Genomic DNA, 18,260 nt, shown 5'->3' with positions numbered 1-18,260 from the left:
CTATTGATAAATAAGGCGTAAAAACATACATTTTCACACCTTTGATAAAATGGCATATATTAACAGCAAAAAGCCAAAGCAAGATGCTTTAGGCTTTTTTCAAATAAGCTGAAATTAATACGATACGTGTGCCATTAACCTTCCCTTCTATATGTTCAGGGTTATCTGTTAATGATATCCCACGTACCATTGTGCCTTGCTTTGCGGTAAAGTTTGCTCCCTTAACTTTCAAGTCTTTAATTAAGGTAACGTTATCGCCATCTTGAAGCTCTGCACCATTACTATCGCGCGTAGGACCATTTGAACGTTCTGCTGCAATCCCCTGCTCTGCCCAGGTCTTTACATCATCTTCTAGGTAAATCATGTCGAGCGCATCTTGTGCCCATGATTCTGTAGATAATTTATGTAACATACGATATGAAACAACCTGTACCGCAGGCTCTTGGTTCCACATACTGTCATTTAAACAACGCCAGTGGTTTTTGTCTAACGCTGTTTCGCCTGAAATTTGAGACAAACATGTATCACAAATGTAGATACACTGCTGTGCACTACCATCACTTGTTGGTGGCACAGAGTACACCGTTAAAGAAGATGAAGATGTGCATAACTCACATTGATTATTACTACGCGATTTTAACGCTTGCTCAGTTGCCATAAGGTTATTCTCCAAGAAATTTGCGCGCTATTATGCCATTTCATCAACAATTTAACCATTGATATTACGTAGGAATTGGGGCTATAACAAAAAGGACAAGCAAGCTTGTCCTTTTCAAAATAAATATAAAATAGCTAGGGTATGTTTCTACGCACAATAATGTACACGCACAGTACTACCCTAAATTTTAGGGTAAGTTTTATTCACCCTTATGCTCAACAGCTAAGCCTTTTTCACCCGCAAACTTATCAACCCACAAGGCTATTGCTCCGTCACCAGTTACGTTACATGCAGTACCAAAACTGTCTTGCGCAAGATATAAAGCAATCATTAACGCTACTGCAGCATCAGTAAACCCTAACATACCAGCCAATAACCCTAGGGCTGACATAACAGCTCCACCTGGCGCTCCTGGCGCTGCAATCATAGTTACCCCTAACATTAGGATAAAACCAAACATTGCGCCAAACCCTGGCATTGCGATATCGGGAGACAATAGCATAACTGCTGTAGCACAAGTAACAATTGTAATTGTTGAACCACTTAAATGAATAGAGGCGCATAAAGGCACGGTAAAGTTAGCAACACCATCGCTGACTTTGTTTTCTTTAGTCGCTTTTAATGAAACTGGTATAGTAGCTGCACTCGACATAGTACCTAATGCAGTAAAGTATGCAGGTAGCATATTTTTCAGTAGCTGTATTGGCGATCGACCTAATGCACTACCCGTAATCACATAAAGCACTGTGATCCAGACCCAATGCATAATTAATGCTAAAACCAATACGACACCAAAAGTTTTTAATGTAGAAAATACGGTGCCATCGACCGTCATTTCAGCAAATACACCTGCAATATAAAATGGCAAGGCTGGAATAATTACTTTTGATAATAAGAGTTCAATAACATCTTTTGCTTCATTCAAAGTATTGCGTAAATTTGTTGAATTGGTTGCACTGATGCCAATACCAAAAATAAAAGCAATTGCTAACGCCGACATGACATCAAATAATGGTGCAATAGCGATATCTATAAACCCCTTCAGTTTTTCACCTTCTGCTACTTCAACTAAATTACCTGCGGTTAAGCCCGGTAAAACATTACTTGCTACGAGAAAAGCTAAAACACCAGCAACAATCGTCGAACCATAGGCTAAACCTACCGTTTTTCCTAGTAATGAGCCGGAGCCTCTTGGTAATGAGGCAATACCACTAGCGATATAAAATAGAATAATTAAGGGAATGGTAAACTTAATCAGCTGACCAATTAAGTTTTGGATAGTAAAGATCAACTGCACAATAAAGTCAGGTGCAAATAGTCCAATTAACATACCAGCCAATATGCCGGCTATTAATTTCAACACTAAATTCATAATATCTCCGATTGTTATAATAGTTATGAGTAATTTTAAAGTTATATTTTCTTGATTAATTAACGCGAAAGCTCGGGTGATTATGAAGAGCTAACTACTTATAAATAATTGCGCTATAGGCAAACATCCCGATGATATCGATTTATGACTAAGTTTAACCTGAGTTATCACTTGCAAGCCAGTGAACATTAAGTTTAATTATTCCATCAGTACCAGCACATTTAGCCGTATAAGGCTGACATGTAAACTGCCCTAAGGCAGCGATCAATGTCTCCTGTTCAAATATAAGTGGTACACGCTTTCGCTGCCAAGGTGCGATTTTAAGTTCTTGAAATATTTTTTTAAGTGAGCGAGAGTGTTGTCTGTAATCAGGTAAACAAGTCGGATTATTATGATTAAACTGTATCGATAATTGCTCAATTTTGTCTGGTATAAACAAGCAGGTAATATTATCTGCAGGTAATTTCGCTTCATCAGAATTACTAATTGATAAAGATAATTTGCCAACATTATCAGGTAGTAATATTAATAACGGCGCTTGTTTAAGTTTTGCAATATCAACGATACCCTGCCAGCTTGACAGATCGGCAAAGTCATCGGTGAGCATTAATTTATTTTGGAAACGTCTAAACCACTTATTGCCCACTTTCACTTGTGGAGTTTTATCACCACTTGCTGATAGTTGTTTTTTTACTTGTGCTAATACTTGGCTACTAGGCATTAACTGGTGATGCTGATTGAGGTAGTAACGGATAACATAATTAAAGCGGCTAGAGGATAATGTTAATAGTTTTTTTACATCTAACTCATTATCTTGGTTTAAGCATTGATGTAGATCGTTACTGGCAACGTCATCAATCAGTTGTTGTGCATCTTGGCAGTGCTCTGTGGTTCTTGCAATTGATTGGCCAATACCAGGCCAGCGCTGCGCTAACATTGGTATAATAGTTTGCCTTAAAAAATTACGATCAAACTGTTGGTCAAGATTCGACTCATCTTCCACCCACTCCAGTGAAAGAGCTTTAGCTCTATCTTCAATGCATTGTCGTGAAATAGTTAATAACGGCCGAAGTAGCGCTAAGCTACCACTTTCTGTTTGTAAGCTACCATACGTTGACATTGAACTTAGGCCTTTTAAGCCAGAGCCTCTTTTTAGTGCTAAGAAGAAAGTTTCAATTTGATCATCTTGATGATGAGCAGTGATCACAATACCCTTGTTGCCTGCGACATCGTAGAGCGCGCGGTATCGAGCATCTCTCGCTTGCGCTTCTAAACTTTGATTAGCATTTTTATCTATATGAACCCTTTTTCCGATAAAAGCTAACGAAAGCTTATGGCAGTGCTGTTGAACAAAGTTATGCCATGTAACAGCATGTTCACTTAGACCGTGATTTACATAGCAAACGGTAATTTTGTTCTTAATTACCTTAGCTTTAACTAAACTCGCCACTTCGTACAACAAGACGAGAGAGTCAACTCCGCCACTACAAGCTATAACAAGGTTTTTTGTAGGATAACATTGAAGCTGTTCTTTTAATGCTCTTTGAATTGATATCAACTGCATCATCAATACCAGTTGGATAAATGTTGAATTAAGCAACTTACTTGAATAAAAGTAAGTTGCTTAGTGTAATTAACAATAACCGTAAGACATTAATCGTTGGTAACGTTGCTCAATTAGCGCCTCTTTTGAGAGTCCTTCTAACTCAGCCAGATTCTCTTTAATTGATTGTTTTAACATTGCAGCCATAGTGTCAATATCGCGATGCGCGCCACCTAATGGTTCACCAATAACATTATCAATTAAACCCAGCTCTTTAATACGGGTTGCAGTAATGCCCATGGCTTCAGCTGCCGTTGGTGCTTTTTCTGCAGTTTTCCATAAAATAGAAGCACAGCCTTCCGGTGAAATTACTGAGTACGTTGAATATTGCAACATGTTAACACGGTCACCTACGCCAATAGCTAAAGCTCCACCTGAACCACCCTCACCAATTACTGTACAAATAATAGGTACATTTAAGCGTGACATAACTTTTAAGTTCATCGCTATCGCTTCACTTTGACCACGTTCTTCTGCACCAATGCCAGGATAAGCACCTGGTGTGTCAATAAAAGTGATAATTGGCATATTAAAGCGCTCTGCCATTTTCATTAAGCGTAACGCTTTACGATAACCTTCTGGCCTTGGCATACCAAAGTTACGCTTTACTTTTTCATGCGTAGTTCGGCCTTTTTCATGCCCAATAACCATTACAGGTGTATTGTCGATATATGCTGTTCCACCAATAATCGCTTTGTCATCAGCATAGGCCCTGTCGCCTGCGAGTTCATCAAAGTCTGTAAAAATACGTGGTAAATAGTCTAACGTGTGAGGTCGCTGAGGGTGTCTTGCAACACGTGCTGTTTGCCAAGGATCTAAACCTGCAAAAATTTTCTTGGTTAACTCATTATTTTTATCGCGAAGTTGAGTAATTTGATCTTCTAAATCCAAATTTAACTCTTGGCCGTCATCAACCAAGCGTAGTTCTTCAATTTTCGCTTCAAGTTCAGCTATTGGCTGCTCAAAATCTAAAAAGCTTAATGACATATGTTTTTATTACCTAGGTTCTTGTATCGCTATAAATTGTCTCGACCATGCTTATTTGTGCACAATCAATGAATTCTTTTTTAATTTTGTAATCTAATGGTAAAGGATTTAACGCTATAGTTTTACAAAATCAATATATTTATTTAAATTGTAAGGCAAGTTTTTCTTCACCTAACAATAACTTTAATTGATGTAAGAGTGCATCTGCTGGTGTTACACGCCATTGAACACCTAATTCTAGCATAGCTTGTGCTTCATCAGTTTGATAATACACCCTTACCGGGCAAGTTCCTTCTTTATAAGGTTCTAATGTTTGTTCTAACCTTGCTACAAAGTCCGATGATATCAATGATTTTTCTACGTGAATATCTAATGATGTCACGTAATTTTCTCTTGCGTCAACAATTGTCATGATATCTCGGCCCGTCATTGTAATGCCTCCGGAATAATCATCAAAGCTGACCTGTCCACTACACACTAAAATAGCATCATTTACTAACAAATCTGCAAAAGTATCATAATCATCGGGGAAAAACCTAACATCCATACGGGCACTTTTATCATCAAGTGTTACCAACGCCCAACGTCTACCCCGTTTATTCACTAGCACTCGTACAGCAACAACTAATCCTACTGCCGTTGCAGTGCGATCTTTACCTGTCGGCTGCATTGCAACTAATCGGCCAGTAGAGTATTTTTTTATTTCTTTTAAGTAGCGATCAATCGGATGACCCGTTAGATATAGCCCAAGAGTTTCTTTTTCACCCTCTAACCATACTTCTTCTTGCCATGGCAATACGTCTTTAAAGGCTTGGCGTGTATCTTCAGGCTCTTCATTTATCAAGCCAAATAAATCATTTTGCCCAATAGCTTGTGCCTTAGCGTGTTGCTCTGCCGCTTTAATAGCTTCGGGTAAGGTTTCAAATAATGCAGCACGGTGTGGCCCTTTTTCAAGCTGAGGCCCTAATGCGTCCATCGCTCCAGCTTTAATTAATTTTTCTAAGACCCGCTTGTTGGTTTTTTTTAAGTCTAAACGGGCGCAAAAATCAAATAAATCAACAAAAGGCCCTCCGGTTTCACGCGCACTGATAATGGCCTCAATTGGGCCTTCACCAACACCTTTTATTGCACCAATGCCATATATTATTTGATCGTTATCGTTAACGGTAAATTTATAATGTCCGCTATTTACATCTGGAGGTAATAAGTCGATGCCCATGTTTTTACATTCATCAACTAAGGTCACTATTTTGTCAGTATTATCCATATCAGCGGACATTACAGCAGCCATAAATGGTGCTGGAAAATGCGCTTTCATCCACAGGGTTTGATAAGAAACTAGTGCATAAGCAGCTGAATGTGATTTATTAAAGCCATAACCAGCAAATTTTTCTACTAGATCGAAAATTTTAATCGCTAATTCACCATCTACACCACGATTTTTTGCACCTTGTTCAAAACCTTCACGTTGTTTTGCCATCTCTTCGGGTTTTTTCTTACCCATCGCACGACGTAACATATCAGCTCCGCCTAGCGTGTATCCTGCAAGAACCTGAGCTATTTGCATCACTTGCTCTTGATATAAAATGATACCGTACGTGGGTTCAAGGATGGGTTTTAAGTCTTCATGTTGCCACTTCTCATCAGGGTAGGAAATAGCCTCGCGGCCATGCTTTCGTTCGATAAAGTTATCAACCATGCCTGATTGAAGTGGTCCCGGCCGAAAAAGCGCTACTAGTGCGATAATATCTTCAAAACAGTCGGGTTTAAGTTTATCGATCAATGATTTCATACCACTTGATTCAAGCTGAAACACGGCCGTTGTTTGGGACTTAAGCAGCATTGAGAATGACTTTTTATCATCGAGCGGTATCGCTGCAATATTGATCGGTTCTTTGCCAGCTTTAATTAGTTTTTCATCGGCAATTTCCACTGCCCATTGTAAAATAGTTAAGGTACGTAACCCTAAAAAGTCAAACTTAACTAAACCAGCATCTTCAACATCATTTTTGTCAAATTGGGTAACTGGGTTTTTCCCTTCATCGTCACAATATAATGGCGCAAAGTCAGTGATAGTTGTTGGCGAGATAACTACTCCACCGGCATGTTTACCTGCATTTCGTGTAGTACCTTCTAAAATACGACACATATCTATAAGGTCGCGTACTTCGCTGTCTTGTGCGTAAGCTTCGGGAAGTTTTGCTTCAACTTCAAACGCTTTCGCTAATGTCATGCCGGGATCGCCAGGGATCAACTTTGAAATTCGATCAACAAAACCGTACGGGTGTCCTAATACCCGCCCTACATCTCGAATGACTGCTTTTGCGGCCATAGTACCAAAGGTAATAATTTGAGAAACAGCATCTCGACCATAAAGTTCTGCTACATGATCAATAACTTCATCTCTACGATCCATGCAAAAGTCAATATCAAAATCGGGCATTGACACTCGTTCAGGGTTAAGAAAACGTTCAAATAATAAGTCATACTCTAGTGGATCAAGATCGGTAATTTTTTGAGCATATGCCACTAATGAACCTGCGCCAGAACCACGACCAGGACCTACCGGAATATTGTTATCTTTACTCCATTGTATAAATTCCATAACAATTAAGAAATAACCAGGAAATCCCATGTTATTAATAACTTCTAACTCGATCGCTAGTCGTTCATCGTAGGGTTTACGCTTTTCTGCAAAATCTGGCGCGTTTTTATCAAATAGAAACGCTAAACGGTCTTCTAAACCTTCTTCTGATACTTTAACAAGGTAATCTTCGATACTCATGCCATTGGTAGGAAAGTCAGGTAAAACATATTCGCCAAGGCGCACTGTAACATTGCAACGCTTAGCAATTTCTACCGTATTTTCGAGAGCTTCAGGAATATCAGCAAACAATTCCAGCATTTCTTGCTCACTTCGCAAGTATTGCTGTGGACTATACTTCTTTGGACGACGCTTATCGTCTAATGTGTAACCATCATGGATCGCTACTCTAATTTCGTGAGCTTCGAATAAATCTTCAGATAAAAATACAACTTCATTAGTCGCTACTACAGGTAGCTGTTCTTGCTCTGCTAACTCAACAGCTAAATGAAGGTATCGCTCTTCGTTATCTCGCCCTGTTCGAATGAGTTCAAGGTAAAAACAATTATTAAAATGCTGTTGATAGAAGCTTACCATGCGCTGAACAAGGTCTTTATTGCCTTTAATTAGCGCTTTACCAATATCACCATCTCGACCACCAGAAAGTATGATGAGTCCTTCTGAATGTTCAGGTAGCCATGCTTTATCAATTACGGCTCGGCCTTGTATATGCCCCCGCAAATAAGCTTTAGATATCAACTCTGTTAGGTTTTTATAACCGTCATTATTAGTGGTAATAACAACCAAGCGAAACAGTTCATCTTCCAATTCATCACTCTTAACCCAAAAGTCACTACCTATAATCGGCTTAAGTCCAGCCCCTTCTGTTGCATGGTAAAATTTTACTAACCCACAAAGGTTAGTTTGGTCAGTTAACGCAATAGCCGGCATTTTAAGATCAGCTGCTTTAGAAACTATGGGCTTAACTTTGTTAAGTCCATCAGACATCGAAAAGTCGCTATGTACTCTTAAGTGAATAAATTTAGGGGGAGTGGACGCCTCTATTGTTTGCTCTGCTGTTGGCGCGACTTCTGACATTACTTTATATAACTCTACTGATTAATAATTGCGGCGACTGGTTTAAAACTTTTTCTATAACTTGGTAGTACACCATATTGTGCGATCATTTCCAAATGATGTTTAGTTGGATAGCCCTTATGCTTGGCAAAGCCGTATTGAGGATGTAATTTGTCTAACGCGATCATTTCATTATCTCGAACCACCTTAGCTAAAATAGATGCAGCGCTTATTTCAGCGACTCTGTCATCTCCTTTAACCACAGATTGACTTGCTATTTTTCCCTGTTCACTACCAAAGGTTGGTGTTCTATTGCCGTCAACTAAGACATAGTCAGGTACAACACTAAGCCCTTGAACAGCACGCTGCATTGCTAGCATTGTTGCATGCAAAATATTCAAGGTATCTATTTCTTCAGGTGAAGCCCTACCGATTGACCAAGCAATTGCTTTTTCCTTTATTTGGTCAAAAAGTAAAGCTCGTTTTTTTTCAGATAACTTCTTTGAATCCATTAGTCCATCAATGGGGTTTTCTATGTCAAGAATAACAGCTGCGGTGACTACATCACCAACTAATGGGCCTCGGCCTACTTCATCAACACCAGCGATACAATACGCAATAGGGTATTCAAATGGAGGTGTAATACGTTTAGGTTGCGTCATGTTATAGCAACTCAATTACTGCTTTGGCCGCTTTTTCACTTGCATTTTGCTTTAATTGCTTGTGAATATCGGTAAATGCTTGTGTCAAAGTTTCTTGATCCTGGTATAGCCTTTCTTTAATTAAAGGCACGATATGAGCAGGCTCAACTTCATTTTGAAGCAATTCAGGCACTAAAGTGCGATTAGCCAATAAATTTGGTAAAGAAAACCACTTTAACTTCACTAACCACATGGCTAACCAATACGTTAACAAATTAAACTTGTAACAAATAACCATGGGGCGTTTAATCAGAGCAGCCTCTAAAGTCACTGTACCTGAAGCCATTAATAAGCAGTCACTTGCAGCCATTACGTCTTGGGTTTGATTCGTTATTACGATAACGGGCAATTCTGGTGCTAACTCTTGCCTTATTTTATTAAATTGCGCTGTTCTTTTCTCACTGATCATTGGCACGACAAATACCACGTCAGGATCTGAAGCCAATAGAAGCTGCGCACTAGCTAAAAATGGTGGCACTAAACGCTCAAGTTCGCCACCACGACTTCCAGGCATTAATGCCACAATTTTATTTTGTTGCGGTAATGACAATTTACTTCTAGCCTCTGCCTTGTTAGATAATAACGGTATGTCGTCCGCTAGAGGATGCCCAACAAAGGTGCAAGGAACTTGATGTTTATCGTAAAATTGCTTTTCAAAAGGTAAGAGAGATAACACCATATTGGTGGCTTTTTCAATTTTAAAAACACGTTTTTCACGCCATGCCCATACCGAAGGGCTAACGTAATGTACTGTTTTTACGCCTTCTTTTTTAAGCTTCTCTTCTAATGATAAATTAAAATCTGGTGCATCAATACCAATAAAAACAGAAGGTTTATGTTTGATAAAGTATTGGGTTAATGATTTTCTTATATGTAATAAGCGTTTGATCCGCCCTAGCACTTCTACTAAGCCCATAACAGATAGCTCATCCATTGCAAATAAGCTTTCAAAGCCTAAAGCCAACATCTTAGGGCCACCAATGCCAATAAACTTAGCATCAGGGTAATGGCGTGATAACTCAACCATCAAACCTGCTCCTAAGGTATCTCCAGAGTGTTCGCCAACAACAATAGCAAACGTGGGAGTATGATGGGCTTTTGCTTCGCTAGTTTCGGTAGCTTGAGCAGAAAGTTGATTGTTCATAGCGATATTAGCGAATAATGCCACGACTTGAAGACTTTACAAAGCTAGCAAACAGCTGTAAATCCTTGCTATCAGTCAGTTCACTTTTCATTTTATCTAATGCTGCGTCTATGGTTAACCCTTGACGATATACCATCCGATAAGCTTTTTTAATTGAAGAAATTACTTCAGTACTAAAGCCTCGTCTTTTAAGGCCTTCGCTGTTTAACCCATAAGGCTTAGCACTGTCTCCTGCGGCCATAATATAAGGAGGAACATCTTTTAAGACTAGGCTATTAGCTGCTATAAAGCTGTGCGCGCCAATGTGACAAAACTGATGAACACCACTCATACCGCCTAAAATAACATGATCACCTACGTGAACATGCCCAGCGATAGAAGCATTGTTGGCCATAATACAGTGGTCACCCACAACACAGTCATGAGCAACATGCGTATATGCCATAAATAGGTTGTTAGAACCAATAGACGTTATACCTTTGTCTTGAATAGTGCCTCTATGTATTGTGCAGCATTCTCTAAAGGTATTATTGTCACCAATAACTAATTCGGTTACTTCACCTGCATATTTTAAGTCTTGGCAATCTTCACCGATAGAAGCAAATTGAAAAATACGGTTACCCTTACCTATTTTTGTTGGACCATTAATAACAACATGTGAACTAATATTACAGTTGTCACCAATTACAACATCCTTGCTGATAAACGTCCAAGGGCCAATAGTGACATTGTTGCCGATTTGAGCACCGGCTTCTATTATTGCTTGTTCGTGGATCAAATCTTTAACCTCTATTTACAGTTTGCGTCGAGCACACATTAAGTCAGCTGAACATACAATATTACCATCAACCTTAGCTTCACCATAAAACTTCCACATATTACGGCGCTCTTTAATAAACTCTACATGCAAGTGCATTGTGTCACCTGGTACTACCGGACGTTTAAATTTGGCGTTATCGATTGAAGCAAATAAATACATTTCATCATCGCCACGACCTTCAGTCGTTTTAAATCCTAATATACCTGTTGCTTGTGCTAAACTTTCTAGTATTAATACCCCTGGAAAAATAGCTAACTCAGGAAAATGGCCTGTAAATATCGGCTCATTAATCGTGACATTTTTAATCGCGTGCAACCACTTACCTGGTTGATAATCAAGCACACGATCAACTAAAAGCATTGGGTAGCGATGTGGTATGAGCTTTTGAATTTCTTCAACACCCATTACATTTTTTTGTAAATCCAATTGTCATTCCTTTTAGATTCTAATATTAATTCGAAGCTTGAAGCTTAAGCTCTTTAAGTGCTTGTTCAAGCGCTTTTATTTTAACATTAACCGTGTCTAATTTCCTAATTCTCGCATTAGATTTATGCCATTCTTTATTGGGTGCGCATGGCATGCCTGAAGAATATACGCCAGGTTCGGTAATAGACTTAGTGACCATAGCCATACCTGTAAAAATACAATTATCCGCTATTTCAATATGTCCATTAACACCTACTAAGCCTGCAATGGTACAATTTTTACCAATTTTTGTACTACCCGCGATAACACTACATGCGGCCATTGCTGTGCCAGATCCAATCTCTACGTTATGAGCGATCTGTAACTGGTTATCTAAAATAACACCATCATTAATTATGGTATTACCTAAGGCGCCGCGATCAATTGTTGTACTAGCACCTATTTCGACATCGTTACCAATGATCACAGTACCTAATTGCGGTATTTTTATCCAGCGACCTTTATCATTAGCATAACCAAAACCATCAGAGCCGATAACTGTATTTGATTGAACTAAACAGTTTTTTCCTATTTCTACTTGGTGATAAACACTTACGTTTGCCCACAGTACGGTATTTTCACCAATTATAGCATTCTTACCAATAAAGCAGCCTGCACCTATACAAACATTATCTGCTAATCGAACACCAGACTCTATAACAGCATTAGCACCTATAGAAACATTCACACCGATAGAAGCACTTGAATCAATAACAGCGCTGTGATGAATTGCATCAGCAGGCTTTGGTGTAGTGTTTAATAGCTGCGCGACCATAGCATAGCCAATATAAGGATTGTTCATCACTAACGCATTCGTTGGGCAATCTTCTAAACAGTCTGGGTTAATTATGACTGCACTTGCCTTAGTGTCGGTGAGTTGACTTTTATATTTCGAATTGGATAAAAAGGCTATTTCTCCAGTACCAGCATCAACTAAGGTCGCAAGCTTGCTAACCTTGCATTGGCTATCGCCGTGAACTGAAGCACCAATTTTATCTGCAATATCTTGTAGGGTGTAATTCATAAGAACCTATTTTTTAAAGATGTGTACAAAGCTACTCAATTGCTCAGTGTCTTTGTAAAAACAATTTAGGCCTCCAGACCAGTCTATTAAGTATAGACGATCTGAAAGCCATAGTAGGTTACAATGAATTTATCGTAGCTTATGTAGGGTTTACCCTAAAGTTGTTATTTAAGCTTACTTACTTGCTCAACAACCTTTTTGGTAATGTCAGCATCTGGTTTTGCAAAAGCAACGGCCTGTTGTTGTAAAATAAGGTCGAATTTATCTTTTGCAGCAATGCCATCAATCGCTTGTCTAACTAACGCGATTAATTTACTTTGCTCTTCATTTTGACGAACACCCGCTTTTTGTTGTAAAGCTTTGCCTTTTTCTTGATATTGAGCAAATAAATCACCTATTTGCTTATCAAGATCAGCCTTTTCTTTCTCACTCATCAACGCACCATCACGTTGTTTTTTTTCTTGATAATATTTAATGTCTTTTTCTAATTGAGCGACAACTGCGCGCTCATCTTTAAACTCAGATTCTAACTGTTGCATAATTGCAGCAGTTTGAGGAATTGTACCCATTACTTCTTGAAAATTAACAACACCAATTTTTTGATCTGCCGCCATAGCTGCTGCACTTGATAAGATTGCGCCTGAAGCAACTGTTGCGATGGCAATAGATTTAAATAACTTTTTCAATGTCTTCTCCTACTTATAGATTTTCTGATCATTTTTATAGATATAGGGATCAGTTTTTAAAATTAAAAGGTTTTACCAATATTAAAGGTAAAGAATTTTGTATCATCGCCCGTTTCTTCTTTCAATGTTTTAGCAAAACTAAAAATCATTGGTCCCATGGGAGATAGCCACTGTACTGAAAGTCCTGCTGAAGCTCTAAAGCGTCCTACGTCAGAATAATCAGCTATTTTCTCAAACTCTTTACTTGCTAAGTCTTTGTAATCGTTAATTTGAAACTCAGTATCCCAAACGTTACCGGCATCAACAAATAAACTGGTACGTACGCTATTAGCAAAACCTTCATCAAGGAATGGCGTAGGTACAATTAGCTCAATTCCAGCCAAAGCAATGGCATTACCACCAACTGAACGAGTAGATGCTTGCACTACATCATGGTCTGGCCCTAAACAACAGCTTGACCCTGATACAGGATCTGGTGTGCCAGGAATACCACTAGGATATCTAAAAATAGCTCGAGGTCCAACTGTGTTGGTTTCAAAACCACGTAACGTGTCTGAACCACCCGCTCTAAAGTTTTCCCAAAACGGTAGTATTTGGTCATTACCATTAATGGTATCGTAGCCATTACCATAACCTAATTGCATACGTGTTAAAACACTCCAGCCTCTAGCAATCGGGAAATACCATTTTGTATCTAAGTTAATTTTAAAATAATTCACATCAGAATTTGGTGTGGTCATTTTATAAGTTAAACTTTGCTGTGATCCTGCCGTAGGAAAAGTACCACGGTTTAGCGTTGAACGGGAAATTCCTGCTGACACGTCAAACGTTTCAAACTCTAGACCGCCATCAGGGTTATTTGGATCAGAAAACAATTCATAAAAGCGTTGAATTTGCTCATAAGTTTGTAAACGAGTTATACCGTTACTCTTATAACCTAGACCAAAGTTTAAACGTAAGTATTCGTTGATCGGAAAACCAAAATTAACACCTATACCGTAAGTTTTATTATTATATTCAACAAGGTTTGCACTGCCAGCATCAAACTCGTTGTAGTAAATATTTCCACCTAAAGAAATAGCATCTTTAGTAAAGTATGGGTCAGTGTATGAGATGTTAACGCTACGAGAATAACTAATCGTATTGATATTAAACGCTAAGCGGTTACCAGTTCCTAAAAAGTTATTTTGTTGAATACCTGCATTCAAGCTTAACTTCGTCGTTGAACCATAACCAATACCTGCAGTAAATGAACCTGAAGGCTGTTCTTTAACGGTAAAGTCAATATCAACTAAATCGTCTTCGTTTGGTAATTGTTTCGTTTCAAATTCAACTGTTTCCATATAAGGTAAGCGAGATAACCACGCTTTAGAACCTTCAACCATACTGTTTGATAACCAAGCACCTTCCATTTGACGCATTTCACGTCGTAATACGTTGTCAGCTGTTACGTGGTTACCTTGAAAGTTTATACGGTTTACATAGATACGTTTACCAGGATCTATTGAAATAGACAATTTAACTGTTTTATCTTCTTCGTTTATCGATGGGATAGTAGTAACTTTAGGGTAGGCATAACCAAAACGCCCTAAAAACTTACTTATAGTTTCTTCGGTATATGTAACTTCTGCACCATTATAAAGCTTGCCAGACTTTAGAGGGTTAATTGCTCTAATAGTTTTTTCAAACCCGGCCATATCGCCAACAAAGTCCACATCACTTACTTTATATTGCTCGCCTTCGGTAACGTTAAGCGTAATATATACCGATTTTTTATCTGGGGTCATCGACACTTGGGTTGAGTCAACTTTATATTTTAGGTAACCACGATCAAGATAATAACTTTCTATGGTTTCCATATCGCCTTGTAGGGTTTGCTTTTGATAGCGATCTTGCGCCATAAAATCCCACCAAGGTGAATCGTAAGTTAATTCTATATTCTCAAGTAAGTCTTGATCGGTGAATATTTCATTACCTACTATATTAATTTGCTTAATAGCAGCTGCATCACCTTCACTGAAAATAAACTTTAGATCAACACGGTTTCGAGGCAAGTGAGTAATTTCAGCTTTAACATCAGCATTATATTTACCAACACTGTGGTAAAAGTCTTCTAAACCTGATTCTAGGCCAGAGATTACTGTTTTATCGAGCGTTTCTCCAATACGAATGTCGCTGCCATCTAAACTCTCAGTTAACTGCTCATCTTTCAGGTCTTTATTGCCTTCAAAGGTGATATTACTGATAGTTTCACGCTCTTGTACGCGAAAAATTATGCGATTACCATTTTTTGAAACGACAATATTGTTAAAATGACCTGAACGATATAAGGCTTTAATCGCTTGAGAAATTCGAAAATCGTTAAGAGTATCGCCAATATTAAAAGGAATATGTGTTAACGCAGCGCCTAAGGCAACACGTTGTAATCCTTTTACTTGAATATCTTCTACCTGAAACGCTTCAGCAGCTTGTGCCGTGCTACCAAAGGCACCTAATAAAACCGCAAGGGCTATTTTTTTAATCATCATATAGTAATTACTTAATACTTCTTATTTTCTCTATAATCGCGAAAAATCGTTAAATAATGCGATACTCATTAACCCTAAGAGCGCTAGTGTACCAAACTTGAACCCAATTTCTTGAGTTTTTTCTGATACGGGCTTGCCCGTTACTAGCTCTATAAGGTAGTAAACTAAATGGCCACCATCAAGTACTGGTACCGGTAAAATATTAATTATGCCTAAATTAATGCTAATCAATGCTAAAAAGCCTAAAAAATAAACAAAACCATACCCTGCGTGATCCCCTGCTCCTTGCGCTATACCTATTGGACCACTTAAATTTTTAACTGACACATCTCCTGTGATCAGTTTTCCTATCATATCGAAACTTAAACCAATTAAGCTCCAAGTTTTTTCTATACTTTTACCGACGGCCTCAATTGGACCATAACCAATTTCAATTAAATATTTTTCTGGATAAGGTTCTGACTTTGCCGCAACACCAAGGTAGCCTATTAATGCTCCATTTCGTTCAACACTGTCAGGTATTACCTTTATATTAAGCGTTTGCGAACTACGTTTTACCGTTAATGTGAGCTCTTGGCTAGGATATTTTTTAATTTCTGTCGAAAAGTACTCCCAGTCATTACGTTCAGCCTTACCATTAATCGCTACAAACTGGTCACCAACCTTTAAACCATATTTTTCAGCTGGAGAGTTTTTACCCACCAGCGCTAATTCATTCAGTTGCTTTGTTAGATAAGGTTTAATACCTAATCCTTCATAGGCAGGCTCTTTATCTGGCTCAAAACGCCAGTTTTTTGTATCTAATAAATAACTTTTAGGTGTTGCACTACCATTTTCTTTAACAGTAATACTAACTTGTTGTTTTCCGATTTGTGACGCTAACGCTAAATTAACATCGGTCCAATCTAAGGTGCTTTGTCCTGAAATTTCAATTATTTCACTATTTGCGCTCAACTGGCTTTGCGCGGCAATAGAATCAACTTTTATTTCACCAATGATTGGTTTAACTGACGGCATACCTAAAATAAACATTAAGTAAAAGGCAGCTATTGCAAACAAAAAATTGGCTATTGGACCGGCAGCAACTATAGCAATTCGTTGATAAACACTTTTGCTATTAAAAGTGCGTAACTTATCTTCATCAGCTACCTCGTCAACGCGCTCATCAAGCATTTTAACGTAACCGCCAAGCGGAATTAATGCGATAACAAATTCAGTACCCTGTTTATCTTTTTTTCGCCAAAGCGCTTTACCAAAACCTATTGAGAAGCGCTCTACCTTCACATCATTTTTACGTGCTACCCAGAAATGACCATACTCATGTACGGTAATTAAAATACCCAATGCAATAATAAATGAAGATAAATTCCACAAAAAATCAAACATACTACTTAGTTACCTTCGGCTACACTGGCACACTTTTCAACTAAAGCGCGAGCAAGCGCTCGTGCTAAATTATCAATGCGAATAACATCATCAATTGTTATCACCTCTTCTGAGACAAATTTATTCACAGAAGTTTCATTTATTTTTGCTATTTCGGTAAATTTAATCTGTTTGCTCAAAAAGGCGTCAACAGCAACTTCATTAGCAGCATTAAGTGCTGTACAAGCGCCCTGCCCTGACTTGCATGCTTCAATCGCTAGTTTTAGGTTAGGGTAACGGTCAAAATCAACATCTGAAAATTCAAAAGATGGCGTAGTAAAGAAATCAAGTGGTTCAACGCCTGCGGTAATACGGTCAGGGTAGGCTAAAGCATGTGCGATTGGAGTACGCATGTCTGGGTTACCCATTTGAGCAATAACTGAACCATCTTTATACTGCACCATAGAATGAATCGTACTTTGCGGATGTAAAACAACTTTAATGTCTTCAACTTCAACATTAAATAACCACTTAGCTTCGATTAACTCTAATCCTTTATTCATCATGGTGGCAGAGTCAACCGAAATTTTACGGCCCATCTCCCAATTTGGGTGAGCACATGCTTGATCAGGTGTAACAAATTCAAGTTGCTCAATAGGTAAAGTTCTAAATGGCCCACCAGAGCCTGTTAACAGTATTTTACTTACTCCCTGCTCAGCAAGGTTACAATACCCTGTATTACTTTGTGCTTTTACTGGTAGGCATTGAAAAATAGCATTATGTTCACTATCGATCGGCAGTAACTCAGCACCCGAGCGTTTCACAGCTTCAATAAAAATGGCACCCGAAGTAACCAGCGCCTCTTTGTTCGCAAGTAGTACCCGCTTACCTTTTTTTACCGCAGCTAATGTAGGTAATAGCCCAGAAGCGCCTACAATTGCAGCCATCACAGTATCATTGCTATCAGACTCTGCAATATCAACAAGCGCTTGTTCACCGGAGCTTATGACAACATTATTTACACCATTGTCTAACAGCTTCTGCTTAAGTGCTGTAGCATGTACTTTTGATACCATTACAACGTTTTGGGGTTTAAATTCAAGGCACTGTTCAAACATTGTATCAACGCTAGCTTTCGCAGATAGGCTTACAACATTAAATAAAGAGGGGTGTTGTCGAATAACATCTAACGTGCTGATACCTATTGAGCCTGTTGAGCCCAATATACATATATTACGCATCATAA

Annotated in this window: 14 protein-coding genes; all 14 read right to left on the bottom strand. The window is 38.5% G+C overall.

The features are described 5' to 3' along the window. Window positions 1-88: 88 nt before the first annotated feature. The 14 genes from QUD79_RS05295 to ispC all read right to left on the bottom strand — a co-directional run bounded on the left by QUD79_RS05295 (window position 89) and on the right by ispC (window position 18,255). Entirely contained in the window at window positions 89-658 is a 570-nt protein-coding gene (locus tag QUD79_RS05295) for a PhnA domain-containing protein (RefSeq protein ID WP_184424694.1), read from the bottom strand. Window positions 659-857: 199 nt separating this feature from the next. Continuing rightward, window positions 858-2,030: a dicarboxylate/amino acid:cation symporter gene (locus QUD79_RS05290; protein WP_184424693.1), complete on the bottom strand. Its 1,173-nt coding sequence runs from the start codon at window positions 2,028-2,030 to the stop codon at window positions 858-860. 154 nt (window positions 2,031-2,184) lie between these two features. Beyond that, window positions 2,185-3,597: a tRNA lysidine(34) synthetase TilS gene (tilS, locus tag QUD79_RS05285; RefSeq protein WP_184424692.1), complete on the bottom strand. Its 1,413-nt coding sequence runs from the start codon at window positions 3,595-3,597 to the stop codon at window positions 2,185-2,187. Window positions 3,598-3,663: 66 nt separating this feature from the next. Further along, window positions 3,664-4,620 (bottom strand): acetyl-CoA carboxylase carboxyl transferase subunit alpha, encoded by a 957-nt coding sequence (gene accA, locus QUD79_RS05280; protein WP_184424691.1) that lies wholly within the window; start codon window positions 4,618-4,620, stop codon window positions 3,664-3,666. A gap of 139 nt (window positions 4,621-4,759) precedes the next feature. Continuing rightward, on the bottom strand, window positions 4,760-8,302 hold the full coding sequence (gene dnaE / locus QUD79_RS05275; protein ID WP_184424690.1) for a DNA polymerase III subunit alpha: 3,543 nt from the start codon (window positions 8,300-8,302) through the stop codon (window positions 4,760-4,762). Window positions 8,303-8,316: 14 nt separating this feature from the next. Further along, window positions 8,317-8,943 carry a ribonuclease HII gene (gene rnhB, locus QUD79_RS05270; RefSeq protein ID WP_184424689.1) on the bottom strand — a complete coding sequence of 209 codons (627 nt, stop codon included), beginning with the start codon at window positions 8,941-8,943 and terminating at the stop codon, window positions 8,317-8,319. Window position 8,944: 1 nt separating this feature from the next. Next, window positions 8,945-10,126 (bottom strand): lipid-A-disaccharide synthase, encoded by a 1,182-nt coding sequence (lpxB, locus tag QUD79_RS05265; protein WP_184424688.1) that lies wholly within the window; start codon window positions 10,124-10,126, stop codon window positions 8,945-8,947. 7 nt (window positions 10,127-10,133) lie between these two features. Beyond that, window positions 10,134-10,904 (bottom strand): acyl-ACP--UDP-N-acetylglucosamine O-acyltransferase, encoded by a 771-nt coding sequence (gene lpxA, locus QUD79_RS05260; RefSeq protein ID WP_184424687.1) that lies wholly within the window; start codon window positions 10,902-10,904, stop codon window positions 10,134-10,136. A gap of 15 nt (window positions 10,905-10,919) precedes the next feature. Further along, window positions 10,920-11,351 carry a 3-hydroxyacyl-ACP dehydratase FabZ gene (gene fabZ, locus QUD79_RS05255; protein WP_385957559.1) on the bottom strand — a complete coding sequence of 144 codons (432 nt, stop codon included), beginning with the start codon at window positions 11,349-11,351 and terminating at the stop codon, window positions 10,920-10,922. 46 nt (window positions 11,352-11,397) lie between these two features. After that, window positions 11,398-12,435 (bottom strand): UDP-3-O-(3-hydroxymyristoyl)glucosamine N-acyltransferase, encoded by a 1,038-nt coding sequence (lpxD, locus tag QUD79_RS05250; protein ID WP_184424685.1) that lies wholly within the window; start codon window positions 12,433-12,435, stop codon window positions 11,398-11,400. A 164-nt stretch (window positions 12,436-12,599) separates the two neighbouring features. Then, entirely contained in the window at window positions 12,600-13,121 is a 522-nt protein-coding gene (locus QUD79_RS05245; protein ID WP_246454980.1) for an OmpH/Skp family outer membrane protein, read from the bottom strand. Between the two features lie 62 nt (window positions 13,122-13,183). Further along, window positions 13,184-15,649 (bottom strand): outer membrane protein assembly factor BamA, encoded by a 2,466-nt coding sequence (gene bamA, locus QUD79_RS05240; protein WP_184424684.1) that lies wholly within the window; start codon window positions 15,647-15,649, stop codon window positions 13,184-13,186. 30 nt (window positions 15,650-15,679) lie between these two features. Continuing rightward, window positions 15,680-17,035 (bottom strand): sigma E protease regulator RseP, encoded by a 1,356-nt coding sequence (gene rseP / locus QUD79_RS05235; RefSeq protein ID WP_184424683.1) that lies wholly within the window; start codon window positions 17,033-17,035, stop codon window positions 15,680-15,682. 5 nt (window positions 17,036-17,040) lie between these two features. After that, complete coding sequence (gene ispC / locus QUD79_RS05230) at window positions 17,041-18,255, bottom strand: 1-deoxy-D-xylulose-5-phosphate reductoisomerase (protein WP_184424732.1); 1,215 nt, start codon at window positions 18,253-18,255, stop codon at window positions 17,041-17,043. Window positions 18,256-18,260: the final 5 nt, after the last annotated feature.

This window comes from Thalassotalea piscium, from assembly GCF_030295935.1.
Lineage (GTDB): Bacteria > Pseudomonadota > Gammaproteobacteria > Enterobacterales > Alteromonadaceae > Thalassotalea_B > Thalassotalea_B piscium.
Note: the sequence above shows the minus strand (reverse complement) of the source record. Positions and strands in the feature narration are given on the sequence as shown.

What these genes read in the sequence shown, in the direction of transcription:
- rnhB (WP_184424689.1), bottom strand. Translation starts at nt 8,943, where the DNA reads ATGACGCAACCTAAACGTATTACACCTCCATTTGAATACCCTATTGCG.
- lpxB (WP_184424688.1), bottom strand. Translation starts at nt 10,126, where the DNA reads ATGAACAATCAACTTTCTGCTCAAGCTACCGAAACTAGCGAAGCAAAA.
- bamA (WP_184424684.1), bottom strand. Translation starts at nt 15,649, where the DNA reads ATGATGATTAAAAAAATAGCCCTTGCGGTTTTATTAGGTGCCTTTGGT.
- ispC (WP_184424732.1), bottom strand. Translation starts at nt 18,255, where the DNA reads ATGCGTAATATATGTATATTGGGCTCAACAGGCTCAATAGGTATCAGC.
- QUD79_RS05295 (WP_184424694.1), bottom strand. Translation starts at nt 658, where the DNA reads ATGGCAACTGAGCAAGCGTTAAAATCGCGTAGTAATAATCAATGTGAG.
- fabZ (WP_385957559.1), bottom strand. Translation starts at nt 11,351, where the DNA reads ATGGGTGTTGAAGAAATTCAAAAGCTCATACCACATCGCTACCCAATG.
- rseP (WP_184424683.1), bottom strand. Translation starts at nt 17,035, where the DNA reads ATGTTTGATTTTTTGTGGAATTTATCTTCATTTATTATTGCATTGGGT.
- dnaE (WP_184424690.1), bottom strand. Translation starts at nt 8,302, where the DNA reads ATGTCAGAAGTCGCGCCAACAGCAGAGCAAACAATAGAGGCGTCCACT.
- tilS (WP_184424692.1), bottom strand. Translation starts at nt 3,597, where the DNA reads ATGATGCAGTTGATATCAATTCAAAGAGCATTAAAAGAACAGCTTCAA.
- QUD79_RS05290 (WP_184424693.1), bottom strand. Translation starts at nt 2,030, where the DNA reads ATGAATTTAGTGTTGAAATTAATAGCCGGCATATTGGCTGGTATGTTA.
- lpxD (WP_184424685.1), bottom strand. Translation starts at nt 12,435, where the DNA reads ATGAATTACACCCTACAAGATATTGCAGATAAAATTGGTGCTTCAGTT.
- accA (WP_184424691.1), bottom strand. Translation starts at nt 4,620, where the DNA reads ATGTCATTAAGCTTTTTAGATTTTGAGCAGCCAATAGCTGAACTTGAA.